Genomic DNA, 24,531 nt, shown 5'->3' on the forward strand with positions numbered 1-24,531 from the left:
ATTAGTACCAGGGATTAAAACAATTAAAAATTGATGATTGAAAATTAAAAATTAAAGTAATTCAATTTTTAATTTCCGAAGACTCAAGCACTAGTGGATGTCTACCTATAGCTTTGTAAAGCAGACTTTCTAAAACGATCGCATTTGTATTAATGTCAACTGAAGCATTAACACCTAGTTGGGAATTTTCATATCGCCCCGAAAGATAGCCACGATTTTTATCGGATAAATTTTGAGCAAAATCTCGCAGCTTTTTCGTGTAAGGCTGATCTGGCATGAGCGCAAACCAAGAGAATGCTGCTTTTGTGCTGACAAACCGCAATTGGGGATAGGCTTTTCCTGTGGTGTTCACGGCTTGCCAAGATTGACCATTGGCGTAGACGCTGTAATACAAAAAGTAAGGAGGACGATCCAAGGAGTCTTCATTTACAGCAGTTAAAATTCCAGTGCGTTTAAACCGTTGTTCTTGCACTTTGAAAAGATTTTGCACTTGAGGCTTAACAGCATCATTCCAACCTATTTCTAAACCCCAGAGTAAATAAGGATCATTCGTTAGGTAGTTAGTAGCCCCAGAGTTTTTGAAATTACGCTCGTCGATTTGCAGTTTAATTCCATCTATTTCAACGGTTTTTACTGGGGGATTGGAAAGAGCATTTGAAGCTTGAATATTCCACAACTTTAGACTGTGGGCAGCATATTGCTCGTAGCCTAATCGTCCTTCCTGCACTTCAAGAAGTTTTCCTGCTTTGGGAATAGCACCGTTTAACCAACCATCTTTGACAAGTTTCGATGTCTGCCAACGAGCGACGATGCGATTGATACGTGAAGCGAAGCTGTCGCCCTTAGGCGAATCGCTATATTCTGGATAATGCGATCGCATAACATGCAATGCTAATAAAAATCGTCCCATATCCAAAGCTGACCAACCACTTGTACCCTTGGGATCGGGGGTATCATTGAGATGGCGCATCTGGGCAGTACGGGTGCTATAAGCTTTATTGGGCAAACCAGTTGCAGGTAGCGGTAGTTTTTCTAATGTCTGTAGCAATGTGTTCATCCGCTTTTGGAAAACATCTTGCGGCAATAACCCTAACTGGTAAGCTGCATGAATTCCCAATAAGGCGCTACCCTGATCCCACCAAGTTGTCCACGGTAGATTATCTACCGAATTTACTAAACCTGTTTGGGAATTCCAGTTACGCTCAAAATATTTCCAAGCCCGCTCGGCGGCAATTTGATCTGCTTCTTGAGTCAATCGTGGGAAAGAAGTTGTGGGCGTTGGAGTAGCAGGTTTTTCTGGCGTAGCGGTTGGTTTTGGTTTTAGTGGTAGTGGCGTGACTATAGGAGCAATCGGTTTTGGAACGGTTGGTGACGGTGGTGTTTGGACATTAGGGTTAAAGTTATCAGGAGCAGCAATGATCATAGATGGGGCAATACGGTTCGGATAAGCAGGGGAGGGAAGAGAGTAGTTATTATTAAGCAATTTCTCTTCCCCTGCTTCTCTTCTCCCCCTGCTCCCCCTGCTTGCCTCAACAGATAACTTTGTTAACCGAACCGTATTGATAGATGGGGTAGGAGAGCATTGCCAGGTTGCGGTACTCGGACAAAGCAGGGGTTGTTGATTTGTCGTTGCGTACAAAACTGATTGCAAAATCATGCTTTTAATCCCGCTTGTTGCCATTTATATCTTCTTTGCCAACTCAGCAGGCGACAAATAGCCGAAAGCTGGATTATTTACTGCGTCTTTATAACCAGCAGATTTGCCGCTATTACTGTTAATTGCCCAATCACATTCCTTATTAATATTGAAATAAAGAATGGCTCTTACACCCATCCCTGGTAGCTGAGTGTAAGAGTCTCTTAACCATTGGTCTTTGCCAGTATTGGGCAAACCATTTTGCGTATTACTCGTACTAGCTGTTTGAGCGATGAAAATTGGCTTACTGCCAGCCATAACCTTCATTCGCTTGATATATGGTTCAAAAACTTCTTTTGGGCTACTCCAGTGTTTCCAAGAAGAATTACTACAATACCCCCAGTTGTATGAACTAAAGGCAACGACATCTACCGACTTGTCCCCAGGATAGTAGTTTTCAAAACGATGTTCATTGTTTTCACTCCAACCATTGGGCGCAAATACCCAACGGATTGCCTGTGAAGAGACACCAGCTTCTTTAAATATCTTTTGAATACGTTGATAAGCTAACTTGAAGTTTTGCGGGTCTTTGCTGTATGCTTCTCCAGGAATGTTCATCTCTTGCAATGGAGCGATAAACGCAATACGACCCTCGCCTCGTTTTGCCCAATCAGAGTAGGCTTTTGCCACTTTTTGCAGAGAACTATCTACGTCTCCTTTAGCAATCTGCGCTGCTGTACGAGTGGATTTGAGATTAATAAAGGCTGTGTATCCGTTGTGCTTCAGTTGTTCTAGGGAAACTGGAATGTTGTAGGCAGGATTCGAGTCTTCGATATCAAAGAAAAATCCAGCAATAGAATGGCGCTTACCAACCCATTGATCGACTTGACGTAATTGGTTGTCAATTGTACTTTGATTTCCGATGTAATCTGGAGCGTACAGCCCCAGTAGTACAGGGGTATTGGAAGCTATTGGGTTGCGAATTTGGTTTAATTTCTGGCTTTCGAGCTGCTTTGAGGCATCAGCGATCGCCATTAGATTTTTACTCGCAAAGATGCTTCCTAGTAAAATTAGCATCATCAGCGCCAGTCGCACCTTGTTCATAGATTTGAAGGAATAATCCAGGATTTTGAATCGAGATGTCTGTTGCTCGTGCAAGCTACGGACTGCATTGACTCATATACAAGTATTCCCAAATACAACTGATTATTAACAAACACGGCTTTGTAATTACAGGGAGTTGTATCAATGCTTGTCGGGTTTTGGGGAAAAGGGGAAAGAAAAAACCTTTAACCTTTACCCTTTAACCTTTTCCCCAAACCCAACTCCGAGTTAAAAATCCAAAACCCGAGCAGTATTGGGAGTTGTATTTCAACTTATTCTGTGACTTTTGTGCCATTTACCAACGGAGTCTTTTCGCTACTTGAAACCCAGTAACTTCCAGAACTATCAGAAATTAGCTTAGTTCGTTGTATTGCAGTGTTGGGTAAACCTCGTCCAGAATTTCCCTTAGTAACTTCTTGCCACCAAGGAGATTTCATGCTAATGGTCGGACGAATTAGGGGTTGTTGATTCATCACCTTGTACAGCAAGGATTGTAAAATCATACTGTTGGTGCTGCTGGTGAAACCAATTGCCGTTTTACCTGTGGCTTCATAGAAACCTTCATAAAATCCAGCTAATGGGTTGTATAAGTCAGTCGTTCCTTGCAGTAACTGTTGACTATACTTATTTTCTGGAAGCAAAGCATGATAGGCAAAAGCGACTGCTGTACTTACCAATCGTCCCTTTGCTACAGGTTGACCGTCATCTCCTAAAGCCACCCAAGATTCACCCTGCCCAGTAATTGAACTGTGAACAGTGTAAGGTTTACGATCAATCAAAGTAGTAGCTGAGGCTGTGAGAGTGCCGGTGCGACGGTAACGTTCAGCTTGCGCCTGAAAAATTGGCTCAAAAAGCGATCGCATTTGTGGATCTAGTCCAAACTCCAGTGCATAGAGTAAGAATGGATTGCTAACTGTGTATTTGTTAACTTTAGAGTTAGTATCCGTGCGACGGCGTTGGATTGGAACTTTCACACCCTCAACTAAGGTAGTTTGATATTCACCGCCAACAGCAGAACTATCAACATTAAATCCCCATAATTGAAAAGCACGAGCGGCATATTCCTCATAACCCAAGCGGGTTTCAGGGTTGACGCGGGTAAGCGATCGCCCATCTTGCTCTTTAGCGGTTGTCGCACTAGAGAGAATACCTTCGCGCACCACACGCAAGTATGACCAATCCAGCACAATTTTATCTACAGCCGCCGTGTATTCTGGATGACAGGTTTTTAAGTTGTAAAGCGCTGCCAGTATTCTGCCTAAATCTAAAGCTGACCAGCCGTTGCCTTCTGGAATCGGATTTCCACCATAATCTACAGCTTGCAGCGATCGCGTATCGTAACCCCGCCCTGGCAATTCCTTTGCAAACAATGGTAACTTTGTCAAGGCTGCTAAAAGATGTCGAGTGCGCTGGTCAAATTCTTTGGGGGTAATTATATCGAGCGATCGCGCTGCATGGAGTGCTGCCAGGTAATCTCCTAAGCCCCACAGCGTTGCACCTTTGAAATCACTGCGATCGTCTATCAGCCCACTCTTTGAGTGATAATTCGCTTGAAAGTATCGCCAAGCCGCCTCTGCATAACGCTGTTCAATTACTGACAGTGGTCGATTTAGTTTGAGGTTAGATGATTGGGGACTTTCCACTGGTGGAATTGGTGCAATGGCCACTTCCGTAGGTTTAGAAGTATCCGCAGGGGTTGCGGTAGAAGTTGTAACAGTAGAATTCGCTTGATTTGCAGTTGGAGTTGTAACAGTAGAATTCGGTTGATTTGAGGGTGTTGTTGGAGAAGCATTTTCACTGGGCTTGCCAGTAGACACACTTACAGAGCCAGAAGCAATTAAAGGGTGATTTCCCTTAGCTTTATAGTATAAAATCTCCAAAATCAACCCATTAGTATTACCTGTCAAAGCTTTGTTGGGTTGTTTTGATTCTTCATAGATACCAGCATAGTAACCGCTATCATCAGGACTGCGGAGATCCTTGACTGCATCAAAAACTTTTTGGGCATAGGCATTATCTGGAAAAAGATAGCGCCAACCAAAAGCAGCTTTGGTGCTGATGCTGCGAAACTGGGGATAAGGTTGATTGGCATCGGTGATTGTTGCCCAGTTTGCACCGTTTGCATAAATGGTGTTGTAGAGAAAATAAGGCGCTTGGTCAATATTATCTTCTGTAACCGCAGTCAATTGGCCTGTGGTATCATAACGCCGTTTTTGCACATCTAAAACTCTGGCAGCAAAATCAGCTAACTCACCTTGTAGGCCAAATTCAATCCCATCAAGGATATAAGACTCACTCACAACGTAATTATTAGCGTTGGTGCTTTGAAAGTCACGGGTATCAACAGGAATTTGCACACCGTTAATTTCGACTAATTTAAATGGTTCTAAAGAGATAGCTTTTGGTGCAGAAAAACCCCAAAGTTGATAACCTCTCGCGCCGTATTCTTCGTAGCCGAGTCGTCCTTCTTGCACCAGTAATGTTTTGTTATCTGGGAGAACAGTAGCACCAAAAAGTTGCCCATCTTTGAGCGATCGCGCAACTTGCCACTTTGCTACAATTCCTTTGAGCCAATCATTATATTGGGGATGACAGGTACGGATAACATCAAAGGCAGCCAAGATTCGCCCCACATCCAAGGCAGACCAACCAATACCCCGCTCTAATGGATTGTTGCCATAATCAACCATCTGTGCATTGGCTGCGTTATAGACTTTATTGGGTAAGGTATCTTCAAATAATTTCAGACTGTTGAGAGTTGTCAAAAACTTATTCAGACGGGAATCAAAATCTGCTTGGTCGGTAAGATTCAACCATCGTGCAGCATTCAATGCCATCAGGTAGTTACCCATATCCCAGAGTGTACCAGAAGGATAACCCCCAGTAGAGTTGGTAAATCCCGTTGCTGGCTGATAATTTTTGACAAAATACTGCCAAGCAGCACGAGCATAAGTTTGTTCTTCAGATGTGAGCGGAGTTGTAATATCGCTACAACTACTGGATTGGGATAAGACTGGTGTCGGGATGTAAAACAACAATTGCAGAAATGTTCCAACAAGGAACAATGCAATCCATCTCAACAGCTTTTGTTGACGTGGTTTATATATCATAATGCAAAAAAGGAGTTAGGAGCGTCATAGCCAGTCTGCACAAGTAGATTCATAAATCGAGTTTGATTGAATCTATTCTTTTTTTAATAGCGCCAGAAATCGGGCACACTTAATGATTGATTTTTAGTTGACTTAGCAGCATTTTTCGGCGTTATTGCATAGACTAATATCTATAAAATTTACGTATAATGTTCTGATTCGAATGTTATCTGTAAAACGTCTGAATATCACCAAGGAATATACTTAAAATCAGAGGTTTCAAAGTAAAACAGGGTATTTATACGTAAATATTAGGTCTAACTGTTATCTAAAATTGGGTATTTGCACAAGGGTGTAATCACCAATTTGGAGTGCCCTAGAAGAATAGTTAGCCACTAGTTTATGTTACAAGGTAATCGCTTTTAATTTATAACCCTTGGGTACGGAATCCCTATGTTAATAATTTTCTCCAGTTGGGAATAATTAAACTAGAACCCCTTTTATGACAGAACGGGGGTGATGCTAACTTTGTAACTTCATAGTCAAAAATCAATGCCAAATCGTAGTGGATATCAAATCAACTCGACTCTCCACGAAGGAATCCAAACAATTATTTATCAAACACAAACGCCAAAAACGCAACAGCGAGTTATTCTGAAGCTACTTAAAAATGAATATCCTACTCTTGATGCCTTTACTCGTATTAAAAATGAGTATCAAATTCAGCAGGGTTTAGACCATCCCAATATAGTTAAAGCTATCAGTCTAGAAACCTTTGGAAATCGTGTGGGACTATTGTTAGAAGATTTTGGTGGCCAGTCTTTAAGTCAGCTGCTAGAAATAGATAAACTTGATTTAATTAAACATTTAAAAATTGCTATTCAACTGACTAAAGCCTTAGACTATTTGCATAAACATCAAATTATTCATAAAGATATCAAACCTAGTAATATCATCATCAATTCACAGAGAGATATTGTTAAACTCACTGATTTTGGTATAGCTTCCCGTCTCAATAAAGAAAACCCCCAATTTAATAATCCTAACTGCGTTGAAGGTACACTTGCCTATATGTCTCCTGAGCAAACTGGGAGAATGAATCGCATTCTTGATTATCGTACTGACTTTTATTCTCTTGGTGTGACTTTATATGAAATGCTCACCGATAAAACACCATTTTTTAGCCAAGATCCCCTAGAAATAGTTTATAGCCACATCGCTGTTCAGCCGATAAATCCACAGTCATTAAACTCACAAATTCCTACCGCACTCTCTGAAATTGTGATGAAGTTAATGGCAAAAAACGCAGAAGACAGATATCAAAGTACTACAGGATTATTAGCAGATTTAGAATTATGTCTTAACCAGTTAGAAACTAAAGGAATAATTGCTGATTTTGTTCCAGGACGCTTAGATATTTTGAGCCAGTTATTAATCCCTCAAAAATTATATGGTCGTGAAGAACAAGTTAATGAACTATTAGCCGCATTTGAACGCGTTGCTAACTCCAATGAGCAGAGACTCAGGGGGGTAGAAATGATGCTAGTTTCTGGTTATTCTGGGATTGGCAAATCAGTTTTAGTTAACGAAGTTAATAAACCCATTACTCGCAGACAAGGTTATTTTATCTCTGGTAAATTTGACCAATTAAAGCGGAATATACCTTATGCCTCTTTAATTCAAGCCTTTGCTTATTTGATGCGGTATTTGTTGACTGAGGATAATGAAAAAATAGAAATATGGCGTAGTAAAATATTATCAGCTTTAGGAACAAATGGAAAAGTTATTACTGATGTAATTCCAGAAGTAGAATTAATCATCGGTATACAGCCAGAAGTTGCCCAAATTGGGGCAACAGAATCACAAAATCGCTTTAATCATGTTTTTAAAGAATTTATCCAAGTTTTTACTCAAAAAGAACACCCCTTAGTCATATTTTTAGATGATTTACAATGGGCAGATTCAGCAACTTTAAATTTAATTCAACTGCTAATAACTGATACCGACAGCAAATATTTTTTATTTATTGGGGCATATAGAGATAATGAAGTTAGTCCGGCACATCCTTTAATCCAAAAAATAGAAGAAATTAAGAATAGTGGCACGATTGTTAATAATATTGTCTTACAACCTTTAAATTTAGATAATGTAACTCAGCTAGTTACCGAAACTCTCCAAGAGACAGAGGCTAACCAGGGCGAAGAAAACATAGTCTTTAACAAGCAAATTAGTAAACTAGCCGAACTAATTTCTAATAAAACAGGTGGAAATCCATTTTTTATCACACAATTAATTCAGGTATTTTATCAAGAAAAGCTATTAAGATTTGACTTTGCTCATGCTAAATGGCAATGGAGTCTAAAAGATATACAAGCGATAGGAATTACCGATAAAAATGTAGTTGAGTTAGTTGCCAGCCGAATTGAGAAACTACCAAAATCCACTCAAGATGTTTTAAAATTAGCAGCTTGTGTGGGTGACAGATTTAGCTTAGATATTTTATCGATAGTCAATGAAAAATCGCCTTCTTTAACGGCAAACGATTTACACTCGGCTTTGCAAGTGGGATTAATTCTGCCTTTAAGTGAAGCTTACCGTATTCCTTTAGTTTTTAATCAAGAAGAAGCAGTTAATTTAAATTTCGACACTTCACGGGTGGGTTACAAGTTCTTACATGACAGAGTACAACAAGCAGCATATTTGTTGATTCCAGCAGAACTAAAGAAATCTACTCATCTTAAAATTGGGCAATTGCTTCTCAAAAATATACCGAAAGAGGAAATAGAAGCTAATATTTTTGATATCGTCAATCAGTTGAATGTAGGTATTGTTAATCTTGTAGAGCAATCTGAAAAAACTGAATTGGCACGATTAAATTTAATTGCAGGGCGAAAAGCTAAAGCTTCTACAGCTTACGAAGTGGCTCTTAAATACTTCACGAATGGGATAGAACTTTTAAATATAGATGCTTGGCAAACTGAATATACCTTAACCATCGGTTTATATGAAGGAGCCGCGGAGGTAGCTTATCTAGGCGGTGATTTTGAGCAGATGCAACAATGGGCTGAAGTAGTACAGCAACAAGCAAAATTCCTTCTAGATAAAGTAAAAGTCTATGAAGTACAAATTATCGCTTCTATAATTCAAAGCAAACAACTAGAAGCCATTCAAATAGCAGTATCAATTCTGCAATTGTTAGGAATAAGTTTTCCAGATGAACCAACATCAACTGATATTCAGCAGGGGATGGATGAAATTGCTACTTCTTTGAAATGGAAAGCTATTGCAGATTTAATTAACTTACCATTAATGACTGATCCTAACAAGATTGCAGCTATGAGAATCTTAATGGGAGTTCTCCCTGCGGCTTTTCAAACTGCGCCTGCAATGATGCCAATTATTGTCTGTAAAATGGTCAATTTGTCCTTAATGTATGGAAATACGGCTGTATCTGCCTATGGTTATAGTCTTTATGGATTGCTTCTTTGTGGAGTTCAAGGAGAAATTGATTCTGGCTATGAATTTGGTAAATTAGCTTCTAGTTTGGTATCACAATTTAATGCTGAAGAACTCAAGGCTAAGATTTTGACGGTTGTTAGCGCCCATGTTATGCACTGGAAAGATCATGTTAGAGAGACTTTAACATCATCAATGGCAGGGTATTCTAGCGGTTTGGAAACTGGAGATTTAGAATATGCTGGTTATTGTGGTTATATTTATCCTTATCATTCATTTTGGCTAGGTAAGGAACTTTGGATTTTAGAAAAAGAACTGATAGCTTATTGTGATTCGTTGAAAAAAATTAAGCAACAAGTAGCATTAACTTGGAACTTAGTATATTTACAAACAGTTTTGAACTTGAAAGGAAATTTTGAAAATGTGGACTGTTTAATTGGAGAAGCTTATGACGAGCAAACTATGCTGCCAATTCATCAGCAAGTAAATGACGTTTACACAATTAACCATCTATTTGTTAATAAGCTAATGCTCTCTTACATATTTGGAGAGTATTTTAAAGCTGTAGAAAATGCTGCGATCGCAGAAAAAGCTTTAGGTGGTGTTACTGGGTTGTTTGTTGTTCCACTGTTCTATTTCTACGATTCTTTAGCTCACTTGGCAATATATCATACTGCTAAAGAGTCTGAGAAGCAAGCAATTCTAGAAAAAGTCCAAGTTAATCAGCAAAAGATGGAACTCTGGGCTACTCATGCTCCTACAAATCACTTACATAGATTTTATCTCGTGGAGGCAGAACGGTATCAGGTTTTGGGTCAAAAGCTAGAAGCAATGGACTATTATGAAAACTCTATTGCCAAATCTCAAGAAAATGGTTTTCTCCAAGAGGAAGCTTTAGCTTATGAGTTAGCAGGGAAATTTTATCAGTCTCTAGGTAAAGAATTAATTCATCAAACTTACATAACTAAAGCCTATTATGCCTATATTCGTTGGGGTGCGATCGCTAAAGTTAAACACTTAGAATCAAAGTATATTTTTCTAGTAAAACAAAGTACTACTTTAGAAAATACTAATTCCAAAATAGATACAATTCACCTTACTACTAACACTACTACCAATAGCAGCTTGAGCGATTTTCTAGATTTTAATACATTCATCAAGTTTTCCCAAGCGATTACCAATGAAATTGTTTTGGAAAATTTATTAGGCAAGCTGATCAAAATTTTACTAGAAAATGCTGCCGCCCAAAAAGCAGTTTTACTCTTACTTAAAGATAATCACTTATATATCGAAGCTTCTGGAAATTCTACTGACGAAGCGGTGGCAGTTTTACGCTCCATTCCTGTTGAAACTTATCAAGAGCTACCGCTTTCTGTAATTAATTACGTTTTCCGAACTCAGCAATATCTTGTATTAAATGATGCAGTAATTACAGAACCTTTTAACTTTGATATCTATATCCAAAAATCTCAAACAAAATCAATCTTTTGTTTGCCCATTATGTACCAATCACAGCTTACTGGTATTATTTATTTAGAAAATCAGTTATCATCAGGGGCTTTTGTTTTAGAAAGGGTAGAGGTACTAAAAGTTTTAGTTTCCCAAATGGCTATTGCAATAGAAAATGCCAGTTTGTACACAAGGGCGCAAGAGAAATCTAAAGAATTAGAACAATCGATAAAAGATTTACAAGAGGCACAGCTACAACTTATCCAAAGTGAAAAAATGTCTTCTTTAGGGAATTTAGTTGCAGGTGTAGCACACGAAATAAATAACCCAATTGCTTTTATTACAGGTAGTATTACCCAAGCAAAAGATATTGTTAAAGATTTAATAGACTATTTACAACTGTACCGAGAAAAATTTCCCCATCCTGGTGCAGAACTTGAAGAAAAAGCTGAAGAAATAGATATAGATTTTCTGTTAAAAGATTTACCAAAAATGATTGATGGTATGACAGTAGGCACACAGCGCATTCGCAATATTAGTACTTCTCTGCGTACTTTTTCCCGTGCTGATACTACCTCTAAAGTGTCAGCTAATATCCATGAAGGTATTGATAGTACTTTGATGATTTTACAACATCGTCTGAAAGCTGATCATCATCGTCCTGCCATTCAAATCATTAAAAATTATGCAGATATTCCATTAGTAAAATGCTATTTGGGACAATTGAATCAAGTATTTATGAATATTGTTGCAAATGCCATTGATGCTTTAGAAGAAGCAAATATTGGTCGCGGGTTTTTAGAAATTCAAGAAATGTATCCTAATATTATTACTATTGAAACTAATCTTTTAGATGAAAATGTGGTAATTAAAATTAGAGATAATGCCAAAGGAATGCCAGAAGAAGTTAAAGCCTGCATTTTTGAAAACTTATTTACTACTAAATGTGTAGGAAAAGGTACAGGATTAGGATTATCTATTAGCCGACAAATTATAGTAGAAAATCATGCTGGAAGTTTGATTTGTGAATCCGTATTGGGACAAGGAACACAATTTATAATTTCTATTCCCATTTTAGGAGAATAATATCTCATAGCGTTTCTTAAGAGATATATTATGGTTCCCTCTTCGCTTCGGAGGGTTTTTTGTACCTCACTCAAGCGAAAACCGCTATAGCAAAGGTTTCTCCAGTCTCTATCAAGAGGGGAAATATCTGATACTAAACTTATTTTTCATAGCAATATTGATAATACAAAGATTATTGAAAAATTAATATAAATATAAAATTTTTCAATTAATTACTTAACCAAATCAACATAAACCTAGTTGCTGATAGCACTTATAAACTTAATAATCACCTGTTATAACTGATTGTATACATCAAATATTGTACTAGCTTCATCATTTACTAGAAAATAATTTTTCTGGTTGATAGTGTACGTAAGGTTTATTAAATTACAAAGATGCTAGCCTATTTTTATAAGCTAGCACCCTCAGCTTTAATTTGATTTTACAGCAAAGTACAAAATGCAGAATTCGTAAAAATTAAGGTGGTTATCCTGTGGAAAAAAGAAAACAAAATGGGCAAATAGTTTCAAGGACTATCTCGTTTTTGTTAAATCGTTTAACTTTGATTGTACTTGCAGTGACTCTTGTGCTATTTGTTGGCGGTAGATTTGATTTAGCAAGTGCAACTCAACCTAACGCAGAATTAGAAATTCAAAAATTAACGTCCTGTTATGCCCTGGGAACTGACGCTATTGGTAGAGGAAATCTCCAAGAAGGAAAGAATATTTATCGGGATTGTTTTACTCAAGATGCAGTTCTCACTGCCATTTTTCCTGATGGAGCAACTCAAACAAATTATGGGACAGATTCTTGGGCAGATTTTGTCTATTCAGTATTCCAAGGAAATGGTTATACGGCTACTCAACACTTGATGGGTACAATAAACATTTCAGTTCAAAATAATCAAGCAACGATGACCTCTTACCTCCATGCGACTCACAAACGCTCGGAAACCAGCATTGATGTCGCTAATGGCACTTATGAAGATCAAGTCGTCAACAGAAATGGACGCTGGAAAATTCGTAATCGTACTCTCAAACTCATCGATTTCTTGAATCTCAGTTCACCAACCACTAATTCTTCAGCCGCTAATTCTAGAACCATTAATTCTTCAGCTACTTCGGTAATACCAAAGATACCTCGCTTAAAGGAGTAATTGTTCAGACTTGGATGGCACTAATATTGTTTGGATAAGTATTCTTTACCTTCCTTGTAGTCTGGGAAAAAGGTAAGAAAAAAAGGTAAGGGGTGAATTCAAATATTCACCCCTTTTTCATTTGCCACTTAACAGAAACATAATTTGATCCAAAACACTGTTTTACATTCAAGCAGTAGGGGTGTAAGACCCAATACGGTTTATTTCTCTCCCCCTGCCTCGTCTGCCTCCCTCAACAGATTATTTTCTTAACTGAACTGTATTGGTGTAAAACCTTGCATTCCTACTCACCGCTTCTGAGCTTTTTACTGCAAGTATGCATTTGCTGTTCTCCTGCGCTGTCAATGTGTCGTTTCAATAACCTAACATTGATTAAAAGTTTTAGCCTTAAAGACTCAAGTTACTATCTTTAATTGCAACTCAGTATTACAATCTAGAGGTTCCCACTCGCTGGGGAAAATATATGGAATTAAAATATGACTAAGCTGATTGAATACGAAGAAGCCAGCGACGAAGTACGTGCAGTGTATGACGACATCCGCGTTACACGTCAGAATGATTACATCAATAATTTTTGGAAAGCCATAGCCAATCATCCCCCCACCCTGCAACGAACGTGGCAAGCTGTAAAGGAAGTGATGATTAGCCCTGGTGAAATTGATCCACTGATGCGCGAACTGATTTATATTGCCGTGAGTGCGACGAATGGCTGTGAGTACTGCATCGCCTCGCACACAGCAGCAGCGCGTGCCAAGGGTATGAATGATATTATATTTGGGGAACTAATGGCGATCGCAGCCACTGCCAATATGACCAATCGCCTTGCCAACGGCTATCAGATTCCGGTAGACGAGAAATTCAAGACGTAGCAGTATCGCCTTGTCTATTGCTACTAAAAAATAAGGTTTAGCAGAATTATTTACTATGCCCAAGGTTCAAATTAACGGGATTGATTTGTTCTACGACATTAAGGGAACTGGTGAGCCTTTGCTATTAATAGCTGGTTATCTTTGCGATCATACGTATTGGTCGCTAATTATGCCATCGCTGATTTCGCAGTATCAAGTCATCCGCTTGGACAACCGAGGTATGGGGAGAAGTTCTGCTCCCGAAAACCCCTATAGTCTCAAACAGATGGCTAGTGACGTTGCAGCATTGCTCGATCGCATCGGAATTAATCAGGTGCATCTAGCAGGTCATTCAATGGGTAGTCAGATAGCTCAAGAGTTAGTGTTAGCATACCCTAAAAAGGTAAAAAGTCTGATGCTACTTTCATCTTTAGCAAAAGGTGATGCTTTATTCAACAGCATCATCGAGACTTGGGGCGAACTTCCTAATAATGTAGACCTAAAACTTTATGAAAAAATCATATTGCCCTGGATATTTACAGATGCGTTCTACTCAATTCCTGAAATGATCGAAGGTCTGATTGAATTTGCTATCAGATATCCTTTCCCGCCTGCAACTCATTCACTCTATCATCACAGCCAAGCCATTCTTAACAGTGACACAACAGACCGTCTCCAACAAATTCATTGTCCTACCTTAGTTTTAGTTGGTAAACAAGATATTCTCACTCCACTAAAGTTTTCCCAGCAACTTGCTCAAGGTATTCCCAATGCTGAACTTGTAGTCATCGAACGTGGTGGTCATGGCTTCTTGATTGAGTCGCCGGATGCTGTAGTTTCAGCTATGCTCAATTTCCTAGGGAAGTTGAAGCCAGCTTATAGCAATTTTGGATTTTAGATTTGGGATTCAAATTCTTGATTAAAAATCTGTTTTAATCGTCTCAGATAATACTCGCATCCTAATTTTAGATTAAGTCTAATTTATCGATTTAAACTTTACATATTATTACGATTTAACTAGCTAATCTAATTTTTGCAACTAAAATATTTACCAGATTTTTTAAGAATATAGCAATCCGCTTTGATTTCTGTTGGCGCAGTGTGGCGTAGCCATAATTATTTGCGTAGGAGGTAAGAAGCAATAGGTAATAGTCAAAAAATCTCTTTAAGTTGTACTGAATTTTTTCAGAAATTAAATATGAGTCCTATATAAATATAATAATTTAATATTTTATGCTACCTCTTACTGTTGGCGACCCAATTCCCTGGTTCATTCTTCCCTCAACCTCAAATCCAACCTTTCACTTTAATTCGATTGGCGGATACCGGAGCATTTTGTTTTTTTTCGGAAGTTCTAAAAATAACTATATTCGGAAGATCATCGATGATTTCTGCAACCAACAGCAGCAGTTAGCTACGTATCAAGTGCCATTTTTTGGTGTGAGTATAGATCCAGATGATATTTTATTAGCAGAGTTAATACAGAATAAAACCTATTTCAAATTTCTTTGGGATTTTGAACGGAAAGTTAGTTTCCAATACGGGATTTGTCAACCAAGTAATCAGACAAACAACGAACTGCAATACAAACCAACAATTTTTGTTTTAGATGAAAATTTACGAGTTATAAAGGTTTTGCCCATCTTAGCTACTACTCAACCTTGCGAGCAAGTATTTGAGTTTATTAAAAACTTACCCGCAATCCCACAAAATATTCCAGCAGCGAGACAAGCACCTGTTTTATTTATACCCAATGTGCTAAATCAAAGCTTTTGCCAACATTTAATTGATTTGTACGAAGCAGATGGTGGTCAAGATTCTGGCTTCATGCAACAAATCGATGGCAAAACAGTTGGAGTCTATGACTATGAATTTAAAAAACGCCGAGACTATTTAATTTCTAATCCTCAGTTATTAAAGCAAATCAATGAAATGATGATGCGACGGGTTAAGCCAGAAATTGAGAAGGCATTCCAGTTTAGCATCAGTCGTTTTGAACGCTACTTGGTCTCTTGTTACGAAGCAACTGATAAAGGCTTCTTTAATCGTCATCGTGATAATACTACCAGAGGTACATTGCACCGACGATTTGCTATGTCACTAAATCTCAATACTGGTGCTTACGAAGGCGGAGAACTACGATTTCCAGAGTATGGACTCCAGCTTTATAGTCCCAATGCAGGAGAAGCAGTGATTTTTTCTTGCTCTCTACTGCATGAAGCTACTCCTGTTACAAGTGGGCGGCGTTTTGTTCTTCTGTCGTTCTTTTATAACGATCAAGATGCTCGGTTACGGGAAGAAAATAGCAAGTACGTTGTACTCGATAATACTGATGGTAATTAGAGGTAAAAAAGTTTGTAAACAGACATATTTTTCTATTCAAAACAGGATTCAGGATAACATTTAGCGAAGCGGTATGTTAGCTTTTGGCATAACCCACTCTAATAAAACTAGGCAAACTTTTTAATTAAGAGACTTTACCAAATCCACCGCCGCCAGGAGTTTCTATCACAAAAACATCTCCAGTTTTCATCTCTACTGTTGCTGTGCTGTCTAAATTTTCTTGAATTCCATTCTGACGTTGTATCCAGTTACGTCCTACTTTTCCTGCTTCCCCATCATTTAATCCAAAGGGAGGAATAACCCGATGGCTAGAGAGAATATTTGCTGTCATAGGTTCTAAAAAACGTATGCGGCGGACAACTCCATTACCACCCGAATATTTTCCTTTACCACCGCTATCGGCACGAAGACTAAAGCTTTCTAAAAGTACAGGATAACGGGTTTCTAAAACTTCTGGATCGGTCAAGCGAGAATTCGTCATGTGGGAATGAACACCATCAGTTCCATCAAAATTAATTCCTGCTCCAGAACCGCCGCAGATAGTTTCATAATATTGATATTGTTCATTACCAAAAGTAAAATTATTCATCGTTCCTTGAGAAGCGGCCATGATACCTAAAGCACCATATAAAGCATCAACAATGGTTTGAGAAGTTTCTACATTACCCGCTACTACTGCGGCTGGATAGGTTGGGTTGAGCATACAGCCAACCGGGATAATAATTTCTAGAGGATTAAGACACCCAGCATTGAGAGGAATATTATCATCAACTAAAGTACGAAAGACATATAATACTGCCGCTTGAGTTACAGCTTTGGGAGCATTAAAATTACTATTTACCTGCCCAGATGTTCCAGTAAAATCAATGGTAGCACTGCGGTTTTCTAGGTGAATCGTTATTTTAATTTGAATTTGTGCCTCATTATCCATTTTATAAGTAAATGAGCCATCCTTGAGAACTGCGATCGCTCGTCTAACGGACTCCTCAGCATTAGCTTGCACAAATTTCATATAAGCTTGAACAGTATCAAGTCCGTATTGCGAAACCATTTTACGAAGTTCTTTAACTCCAGTTTCATTTGCGGCAATTTGTGCTTTTAAATCAGCGATATTTTGGTCAGGGTTACGAGCAGGATAAGTATGGTTTGAAAGGTGCTGCCTGACTGCGGTTTCTTGAAAATCACCCTCTTCAACTAAGAGAAAATTATCAAAAATAATTCCTTCTTCTTCTACTGTGCTACTGTGTGGAGGCATTGAACCGGCAGTAATTCCCCCGATATCTGCTTGGTGTCCACGAGAAGCAACAAAAAATAGGGGGGTAGGGAATAGAGTATTTTCAGTACTTTCTAAAAATACAGGGGTAATTGCAGTGACATCAGGTAGGTGGGTTCCGCCGTTATAGGGGTTATTAGATAGATAAACATTTCCCGGTTTTAGGGTGTCGCCTTTATCATTAATTAAACTGCGGACACTTTCACTCATTGAGCCTAAATGTACGGGAATATGGGGGGCATTTGCTACTAATAATCCTGAAGAGTCAAAAATAGCGCAGGAGAAATCCAGCCTTTCTTTAATATTCACTGATGTAGCTGTATTTTGTAAAACAATCCCCATTTGTTCAGCAAGAAATTGATAAAGATTTTTGAATATTTCTAATCGGACGGGATTTGGTTGCGTTATTATGTACATTTTTAATTTTTTTAAAAAATTGTGTAGTAATCGCTTAAGTACTTTTTTAAAGACTTCACACTATCTATAGTAATCCGATTTGATTTCTGTTCACGAAGCGTGGCGTAGCCATACTTATTTGTGTAAGAGGCAAGAGGCAATAGGCAAGAAACCTCTTTGAGTTGTACTGAATTTTTTCAGAAATCAAATATGAGTCCTATATTTGGCAATACGCTTGGGTTAAGCATTTTTCTCTCCCCCTGCAATGCCAGCCTCCCCTGCCTGCCTCAACAGATTATTTTCTGAACTGAACTGTATTGAGTGGGCGGGAGCGAGATGTGCAAGATTTCGCCTATTGTAGAGAATCCGGCGCGGGTGTAAATTCGTGCTTCCTCTTGATGTGCCGCCATGAGAAACGCCACCGTAACACCTGAGTCGAAAGCTTCTCGCACTAATCGGGTTGTTAAGGCTCCTGCTATACCGCGTCGGCGAAAAGCAACACGCACACCGATACCAGCGATTTCTGTCGTCTGATTTACTGGCACGGAACACACTCCAGCCCCCGCAGGTTCACCTGTTGCGGCAACACGAGCAAGTACAGCGATTCCGCCTGCTGCTAGACTATTTCCAAGACGCTTAACATCTTCGGGGCTTGGTGCAGACTCTCCGTAAGCTTCGTTTTGTACCGTAACTGTAGCAAGCATTTCAGCGTCCGAAACTGGCACAATTAATTCGATATCCGGGGGAATAGGAAGCAATTGCTCTGAACCGGGAGTGCAAATCATAAGTGGCAAGCGTCCCTCAACAGTGAAAGCAGCAGCTAATAGTGCTTCCTCGACAGCAGGCGCAAGAGAAGCAACGTACTCCAAACGTGGTTTTCGTCCGCGACTTTTATATGCAGCAATTAGTGCCTTGATGTCGGGGAGTGACGGTGTGGCTGCATCGTTAGGGATGGCATAGTTAAGAAAGGGATTAACGCTATGGCGGTTAAAGCTAGCCAGGAAAGGCCCGATTTGCTCCGTATCACGTTGCTGGCTCACGGCGAAGCGCAAATATGACTGAATGCGAGAGTCCATAAACGGATAGCCTTTTTATTGTAAAACCGTGTTCAGATTAGTGTAGTGAGGGTAAGTATTTTGCAGAACAACAGCTAATTTATAAACGTTCTAAAATTAAATGGTTCTGTTGAGTTAATTTTGCTTGCCAGTTAGGTTCAATTACAATTGTGCTAATTTTTTCGACAACGATCGCAGGCCCATTAATACTATCTTTTGGTTGTAAATCTTCTCGTCTATAAACAGGAGTATCATACCATTTTTCAGCAGTAAACATCCTTACTATCTCAAGAAATGGAGGTGTTTGATCTAAAGGGCGAGTACGAGTAATTAAGGGTTCTTCGGGAGTATCCATCTTCTGAATTACTTCCACTGAAGCGGATTCGACAATTAAACTTTTTTCTAATTGAATAAAACCATAGCGAGATTGATGTTCAATCTCAAACTCTTGTTTCATCACCATTACATTATCAGTAAAATTAATAGTCAATGTAGAGTTAGTCCCCTCATATTTTAAATTAGCTTTTCGGATTACTTCTACTTGATTATGCGCTTCATCTATTTCACTTCTAGTTTGAGTTTCTAAAGACTCCATTAATTGCTGTAGTTGAGGAATTAATACTTGAGTTAAAGGCTGTTCTACTCCTCTTTCTCTAATTGCCCGCACATCAGCTAATCCCATCCCGTAAGCAGAGAGAACACCAGCATAAGGATGTAGAAATATTTTTTCCATTCCTAATGTATCGGCAATTAAACAAGCAACTTGCCCACCTGCACCACCAAAACAACAAAGCACATATTGGCTAACATCATAACCGCGTTGCAGACTGATTTTTTTAATTGCGTTCGCCATATTTTCCACTGCGATCGCAATAAACCCTACGGCTACTTCTTCAGGAGTACAATCATTTAATGTAGCGGCTTGAATGTCCTGGGTTAATTGTGTAAATTTCTGAATTACAGTATCTTTATCTAAAGGTAAATTGCCATCAATTCCAAAAACTGAGGGAAAATATTGTGGGTGAATTTTGCCTAACATCACATTAGCATCAGTAATCGTTAATGGCCCGCCACGTTGATAACAAGCAGGCCCAGGATTTGAGCCAGCAGATTTAGGGCCGACACGATAACTAGAACCATCAAAAAAGAGGACTGAACCACCTCCAGCAGCAATAGTATTAATTGCTAATACAGGAACTCGCATCCGCGCCCCAGCAATTTCCGAATCTAGTTGTCGTTCATATTCTCCTTTAAAGTGAGCAACATCTGTACTTGTCCCTCCCATATCAAAGGTGATAACTAACTCGAAACCTGCCCTTTTGCTAGTCTGAACTGCGCCGACAATCCCGCCAGCCGGGCCACTTAAAATACTATCTTTTCCTTGAAATTGTTCGGCTGCAACTAAACCCCCGTCAGATTTCATGAACATTAATTTGACTTTGGGTAACTGACTCGCTACTTGGTTAACATAGCAGCGCAGAATAGGAGTTAAATAAGCATCGACGACTGTTGTATCTCCTCGGCTAACCAACTTCATTAAAGGACTAACTTGATGAGATACGGATATTTGGATAAAGCCAATTTCTTGGGCAAGTTGGGCTATTTGTTGTTCGTGATTAGGATAGCGATCGCTGTGCATAAAAACAATAGCACAACTTCGAATTCCTGTATGGTAGACTGCTTGTAAATCACTTTTGACTTGTTCAATATTTATCGGTATTAATTCATTTCCATTAGCATCATAGCGTTCATCTATTTCAATCAACTGTTCATAAAGCATACTTGGTAAAACGATATGACGGGCAAAGATGTTGGGACGATTTTGGTAGCCAATTCGTAGCGCATCTTTAAACCCTTTGGTGATCAGAAGAACAAGGCGATCGCCTTTTCTTTCTAACAGCGCATTTGTTGCTACCGTTGTCCCCATTTTTATCACTTCTATCGCTTCAGTAGGAATGGGTTCGTTGCTAGCAATACCCATAATATCTCGAATACCTTGAATGGCTGCATCTTGATATTGTTCGGGATTTTCTGAAAGTAGTTTGTAGACTATAACCCATTGCTGATTGGGCAGAGTCACAATTAAAAAACGTTCAGGATGTTTTGATAGTCCATCTATAATTGCTCGATTATTCGTAATAGCAACAATATCTGTGAATGTACCACCACGGTCAGCAAAAACCTTCAACATTACTCTATTTCCTCGACGCTATAGAGCTAGTATAATAATCATAAAAAAATATCATATTCTGAGCTAATAAATATGATTAAATACTCAGTTAAATTATTTATTTCATATTTAAGTTATAGAAAAATATTTGGGCTTAACTGATTCATTTCTCATTTATGCAACGTCAATTACCATTCTTTAACTATAGGACTCATATTTGATTTTTAAAAAAATTCAGTATACTTTAATCTCCTGAAATCCTCTTGCCTATTGCCTATTGCCTATTACCTATTATCTATTGCCTATTACCTACTAAGCCAAGTGATTTTAGTAATCAAACCGGATTCCTATAGATAAATCAGGAAAAATTACGGAATAGCTCTAATATTCGCTGTCGCACTCGTTCTATCACTACTTCCTCCTCATTAGATAGCCCATCAGATAATATCTTACATATCAATGGTACGCCCAACTCTAACTCTGATAAAAGTTTACGTTGCCTAAATACATCTTGTGGTTCGCCTTCTAGCATCAGCCGCCCTTTATCCATCACAAAAACCCAATCTGCCCAACGATAAACTAAATCCAAATCGTGGGTTGCCATCAATAAAGTGGTTCCATCTTGATGAATTTTTTTCATGGTTGCTATCAAGTTACGAGTATGCTTGATATCTAAGTATGCGGTTGGTTCATCCAGCACTAATAGTTCTGGTTGAAGTACCATCACATCAGCTATCGAAACTCGTTTCTTTTGTCCTAAACTCAGATGATGTACTGGTCTTTGTGCTAAAGTAGTCAGTTCAAATTCAATTAATGCTTGCTCTACTCGGTCTTTAATTTCTGCCTCTGGTAAACCTAAATTACACAAACCGTAAGATATATCTTCTTCAACAGTAGAAGCTACTAATTGTTGTTCTGGATCTTGAAATACTAGTCCAACTTTCTGACGTAAATTTCCCAGATAATTACGATTATAAATTAACGGTTTACCACGCCAAATGACAATACCAGAATCAGGTTTATACAGACCATTAGCTAATAAAAAAAGTGTCGTTTTGCCACAACCATTTTGACCAATTAATGCACACTTTTTACCTGATGGAATCTTCAATGTTAGACCATTCAAAGCTGATTGCTGTGCGCCTGAATAGGTGTAATATACCTGCTCAAATTCGAGTAAATATTCCTGCATTTCGCCAAAATTCTAATCCTATTAATCCTACACAGCCGCAAATTGCTTCGATGATATACCGCGCTTGGGGACGATAGCGACGAGGATGCCAAACTCGAAATTCACTTACAAACCCTCGTGCTTGCAGTCCAAGAGAAAACTGACTATATCGTTGTAAGGTTCGCTGTAATAGTTGTCCGATTAGTAGTGCTAAACTTTTCATTCCAATAGGAAGAGTGCGGTAGCCACCACGAGAATTTTGTGCTGTCCATAACTCATTAGCTGTGTTTAGCAGAATGAAAATAAACCGATACATTAGTAATAATAAATCGGTTAAAAGCACTGGAAATCGCAAGTAACGCAGAGTTTGTAATATTTCTGTGAAAGGGACGGTTAACATGAGAAAATATAAGCAAGAAACAGAGGCTAATGCTCTGGTTAAAATTCCCAATGCTTGAATAGTGCCACTATGACTGACATAAATATAGAAATGTCCGAGAGTTAGCCCACACCACGAATCTAATTGTACCCTTGACAAATCAGCGTTCGCAACTCCATTTACCATCAGTGCTGGTAAACTTGTTAAACAAAAAACTATGGTGAACATTAACAACCGAAAATAAACACCAGCCGGAATTCTTGCATAAATAACTGTCCAAATACCCATCCAAAGCGCCATCAAAATTTGCACTAGCGGATGGGTAGCAAGGGAAATAGCAAGAGTGGTAAATGCAAAAATCAGTTTATGTTCTGGTGGCAATCCTCGCAGTCGATTAGTATAAGCTAAAGTATCTAGTTGCAGGCTCATTCTTCACGTTTTTGTTGTTGGGAACGTCCTTTATATAATCCAATTGCATAACCGACGACTCCAGCACCTAAAGCTGCTTGGGATGCAAATAATAAGCTTTCTATTTCCCCACTAGCTGGCTCAAAAAATGATTTAAACCAGGGTTTATATCCAGGTTGGATTTCAGTAATAGCTTTTTCTGCTTTGTCATCGGAACCGGCAAATTCACCACCGCGCACAAATATTAATGGTGCAACTGCTAAAGCTAATACGGCTACTACCAACAGCCAGTTACTCAATCCTTTTTTAGATTGACTCATTGCTTTGATGCTCCCGTTTGATTAATTTCAATAATTCTAATTCTTGAGGATTATAAGATTGCAACCAGTTCCACACCAACACAGTTAGTAATCCTTCACTAATTGCTAAGGGAACTTGAGTAATGGCAAAAATTCCGGCGAATTTGGTAAAAGAAGCGATAAACCCGCCAACAGGTGCAGGAAAAGCTAGGGCGAGTTGAATAGAAGTGATAATGTAAGTGAGTAAATCTGCGATCGCAGCTGCTAAAAAGATGGCGATTTTTTCTTTACCACCTAACTTTATTGTCAAATTATATATCCAGTAAGCCGCAAATGGGCCAGCGATCGCCATCGAAAAAGCATTTGCCCCCAACGTCGTCAAGCCGCCATGCGCCAATAACAAAGCTTGAAACAATAAAACTAAGCTACCCAAAACCGACATAGCAAGGGGGCCAAACAGCACCGCACCTAACCCTGTCCCCGTAGGATGAGAACAACTACCTGTCACAGAAGGGATTTTCAACGCTGACAGCACAAAAGTAAAAGCACCAGCCAAGCCTAGCAGTAATTTCAATTCCGGGTTAGCTTGGGTAATGCGAGTTAGACTACGCAATCCTAGTAAAAAAAATGGTAATGCCACAATCCACCAAAAAATCGCCCACTGCACGGGTAAAAAACCTTCCATAATGTGCATGGCGTAGGCGGGTTTGGGTAAACCAACTACTAAATAAAAACTGATAACTCCCATCAGGGTTAGACTGACTAACGCCTGTTTTTTTCTTTTCATAATCTGTACCTCGCAGATTTATGTAAACGAATTGATTCTAACCGGCGGGCATCCTGACTTACGCAATTTTGGATTTTGAGATTTTGCGGAAAGTCTGAGTGAAGATTTCCTCTGTAGACGCTTTGCGGCTTGCCGCACGCATCAACACTTCCCAAGACGAATTTTGGATTATTAAGTGGCTTCCCAATCCAAAATTTAAAATCTAAAATCCAAAATCGGTTTACAGTTGCGGGACAGCGCTGGATTTACACCAGACTTTCCCCCTTACGTCCGATGGCTGCTCCCATCAGAACCGATTGGAGTAACTATATCACTATTACTAATTTTGAACAGCGATTTTTTACCAGGTTTCACCAAAAAAATGCTGATACTATTTCTTTGTGAGGCTGCGCTAAATTCTCTTGGCTTCTTTCTTTGCGTTCTTTGCGCCCTTTGCGGTTCGTT

Annotated in this window: 15 protein-coding genes and 1 riboswitch; of the genes, 5 read left to right on the forward strand and 10 right to left on the reverse strand. The window is 38.9% G+C overall.

Features of this window, described 5'->3' with window-relative positions; translation table 11 throughout:
* Window positions 1-61 precede the first annotated feature (61 nt).
* From RMX98_RS28460 to RMX98_RS28470, 3 genes are all read right to left on the reverse strand, one after another.
* The gene (locus tag RMX98_RS28460) at window positions 62-1,681 is read right to left on the reverse strand and encodes a DUF3131 domain-containing protein (RefSeq protein ID WP_322677899.1); all 1,620 of its coding nucleotides are present in this window, start codon (window positions 1,679-1,681) and stop codon (window positions 62-64) included.
* Entirely contained in the window at window positions 1,682-2,740 is a 1,059-nt protein-coding gene (locus RMX98_RS28465; protein ID WP_322677898.1) for a hypothetical protein, read from the reverse strand. It lies immediately after the preceding gene.
* Window positions 2,741-3,012: 272 nt separating this feature from the next.
* The gene (locus RMX98_RS28470) at window positions 3,013-5,850 is read right to left on the reverse strand and encodes a DUF3131 domain-containing protein (protein WP_322677897.1); all 2,838 of its coding nucleotides are present in this window, start codon (window positions 5,848-5,850) and stop codon (window positions 3,013-3,015) included.
* Window positions 5,851-6,381: 531 nt separating this feature from the next.
* Between RMX98_RS28470 and RMX98_RS28475 the strand changes: the two genes are divergently transcribed.
* From RMX98_RS28475 to RMX98_RS28495, 5 genes are all read left to right on the forward strand, one after another.
* A complete protein-coding gene (locus RMX98_RS28475) occupies window positions 6,382-11,820 on the forward strand; it encodes a protein kinase domain-containing protein (protein WP_322677896.1) in 5,439 nt (1,812 codons plus the stop codon).
* Between the two features lie 475 nt (window positions 11,821-12,295).
* Entirely contained in the window at window positions 12,296-12,958 is a 663-nt protein-coding gene (locus tag RMX98_RS28480) for a nuclear transport factor 2 family protein (protein ID WP_409881937.1), read from the forward strand.
* A 476-nt stretch (window positions 12,959-13,434) separates the two neighbouring features.
* Complete coding sequence (locus RMX98_RS28485) at window positions 13,435-13,827, forward strand: carboxymuconolactone decarboxylase family protein (protein ID WP_322677894.1); 393 nt, start codon at window positions 13,435-13,437, stop codon at window positions 13,825-13,827.
* A gap of 55 nt (window positions 13,828-13,882) precedes the next feature.
* Window positions 13,883-14,704: an alpha/beta hydrolase gene (locus RMX98_RS28490; protein ID WP_322677893.1), complete on the forward strand. Its 822-nt coding sequence runs from the start codon at window positions 13,883-13,885 to the stop codon at window positions 14,702-14,704.
* A 335-nt stretch (window positions 14,705-15,039) separates the two neighbouring features.
* Complete coding sequence (locus RMX98_RS28495) at window positions 15,040-16,149, forward strand: 2OG-Fe(II) oxygenase (protein ID WP_322677892.1); 1,110 nt, start codon at window positions 15,040-15,042, stop codon at window positions 16,147-16,149.
* A 124-nt stretch (window positions 16,150-16,273) separates the two neighbouring features.
* Here RMX98_RS28495 and RMX98_RS28500 read toward each other — a convergent pair whose 3' ends face one another.
* The 7 genes from RMX98_RS28500 to RMX98_RS28530 form a co-directional block, all read right to left on the reverse strand.
* The gene (locus RMX98_RS28500) at window positions 16,274-17,839 is read right to left on the reverse strand and encodes a hydantoinase B/oxoprolinase family protein (RefSeq protein WP_322677891.1); all 1,566 of its coding nucleotides are present in this window, start codon (window positions 17,837-17,839) and stop codon (window positions 16,274-16,276) included.
* A gap of 266 nt (window positions 17,840-18,105) precedes the next feature.
* Window positions 18,106-18,894: a GNAT family N-acetyltransferase gene (locus RMX98_RS28505; RefSeq protein WP_322677890.1), complete on the reverse strand. Its 789-nt coding sequence runs from the start codon at window positions 18,892-18,894 to the stop codon at window positions 18,106-18,108.
* A 79-nt stretch (window positions 18,895-18,973) separates the two neighbouring features.
* Window positions 18,974-21,064, reverse strand: a complete 2,091-nt coding sequence (locus RMX98_RS28510) for a hydantoinase/oxoprolinase family protein (protein ID WP_322677889.1) — start codon at window positions 21,062-21,064, stop codon at window positions 18,974-18,976.
* 337 nt (window positions 21,065-21,401) lie between these two features.
* Complete coding sequence (locus tag RMX98_RS28515; RefSeq protein ID WP_322677888.1) at window positions 21,402-22,235, reverse strand: ABC transporter ATP-binding protein; 834 nt, start codon at window positions 22,233-22,235, stop codon at window positions 21,402-21,404.
* Window positions 22,210-23,022 (reverse strand): cobalt ECF transporter T component CbiQ, encoded by an 813-nt coding sequence (cbiQ, locus tag RMX98_RS28520; RefSeq protein WP_322677887.1) that lies wholly within the window; start codon window positions 23,020-23,022, stop codon window positions 22,210-22,212. The genes RMX98_RS28515 and cbiQ overlap by 26 nt, the downstream gene beginning before the upstream one ends.
* Window positions 23,019-23,321, reverse strand: a complete 303-nt coding sequence (locus RMX98_RS28525) for an energy-coupling factor ABC transporter substrate-binding protein (protein WP_322677886.1) — start codon at window positions 23,319-23,321, stop codon at window positions 23,019-23,021. Before RMX98_RS28525 ends, cbiQ begins: the two co-directional genes overlap by 4 nt.
* Window positions 23,308-24,087 (reverse strand): energy-coupling factor ABC transporter permease, encoded by a 780-nt coding sequence (locus RMX98_RS28530; protein ID WP_322677885.1) that lies wholly within the window; start codon window positions 24,085-24,087, stop codon window positions 23,308-23,310. The genes RMX98_RS28525 and RMX98_RS28530 overlap by 14 nt, the downstream gene beginning before the upstream one ends.
* A 25-nt stretch (window positions 24,088-24,112) precedes the next feature.
* Window positions 24,113-24,399: riboswitch (cobalamin riboswitch) on the reverse strand.
* Between the last annotated feature and the right edge of the window lie 132 nt (window positions 24,400-24,531).

This window comes from Nostoc sp. DedQUE02 (assembly GCF_034531035.1).
GTDB lineage: Bacteria > Cyanobacteriota > Cyanobacteriia > Cyanobacteriales > Nostocaceae > Nostoc.

Excerpts from the sequence above, each read along its gene's own strand:
- RMX98_RS28475 (WP_322677896.1), top strand. The coding sequence starts at position 6,382 with ATGCCAAATCGTAGTGGATATCAAATCAACTCGACTCTCCACGAAGGA.
- cbiQ (WP_322677887.1), bottom strand. The coding sequence starts at position 23,022 with ATGAGCCTGCAACTAGATACTTTAGCTTATACTAATCGACTGCGAGGA.
- RMX98_RS28460 (WP_322677899.1), bottom strand. The coding sequence starts at position 1,681 with ATGGCAACAAGCGGGATTAAAAGCATGATTTTGCAATCAGTTTTGTAC.
- RMX98_RS28470 (WP_322677897.1), bottom strand. The coding sequence starts at position 5,850 with ATGATATATAAACCACGTCAACAAAAGCTGTTGAGATGGATTGCATTG.
- RMX98_RS28525 (WP_322677886.1), bottom strand. The coding sequence starts at position 23,321 with ATGAGTCAATCTAAAAAAGGATTGAGTAACTGGCTGTTGGTAGTAGCC.
- RMX98_RS28495 (WP_322677892.1), top strand. The coding sequence starts at position 15,040 with ATGCTACCTCTTACTGTTGGCGACCCAATTCCCTGGTTCATTCTTCCC.
- RMX98_RS28510 (WP_322677889.1), bottom strand. The coding sequence starts at position 21,064 with ATGTTGAAGGTTTTTGCTGACCGTGGTGGTACATTCACAGATATTGTT.
- RMX98_RS28515 (WP_322677888.1), bottom strand. The coding sequence starts at position 22,235 with ATGCAGGAATATTTACTCGAATTTGAGCAGGTATATTACACCTATTCA.
- RMX98_RS28485 (WP_322677894.1), top strand. The coding sequence starts at position 13,435 with ATGACTAAGCTGATTGAATACGAAGAAGCCAGCGACGAAGTACGTGCA.
- RMX98_RS28505 (WP_322677890.1), bottom strand. The coding sequence starts at position 18,894 with ATGGACTCTCGCATTCAGTCATATTTGCGCTTCGCCGTGAGCCAGCAA.
- RMX98_RS28500 (WP_322677891.1), bottom strand. The coding sequence starts at position 17,839 with ATGTACATAATAACGCAACCAAATCCCGTCCGATTAGAAATATTCAAA.
- RMX98_RS28530 (WP_322677885.1), bottom strand. The coding sequence starts at position 24,087 with ATGAAAAGAAAAAAACAGGCGTTAGTCAGTCTAACCCTGATGGGAGTT.
- RMX98_RS28465 (WP_322677898.1), bottom strand. The coding sequence starts at position 2,740 with ATGAACAAGGTGCGACTGGCGCTGATGATGCTAATTTTACTAGGAAGC.
- RMX98_RS28490 (WP_322677893.1), top strand. The coding sequence starts at position 13,883 with ATGCCCAAGGTTCAAATTAACGGGATTGATTTGTTCTACGACATTAAG.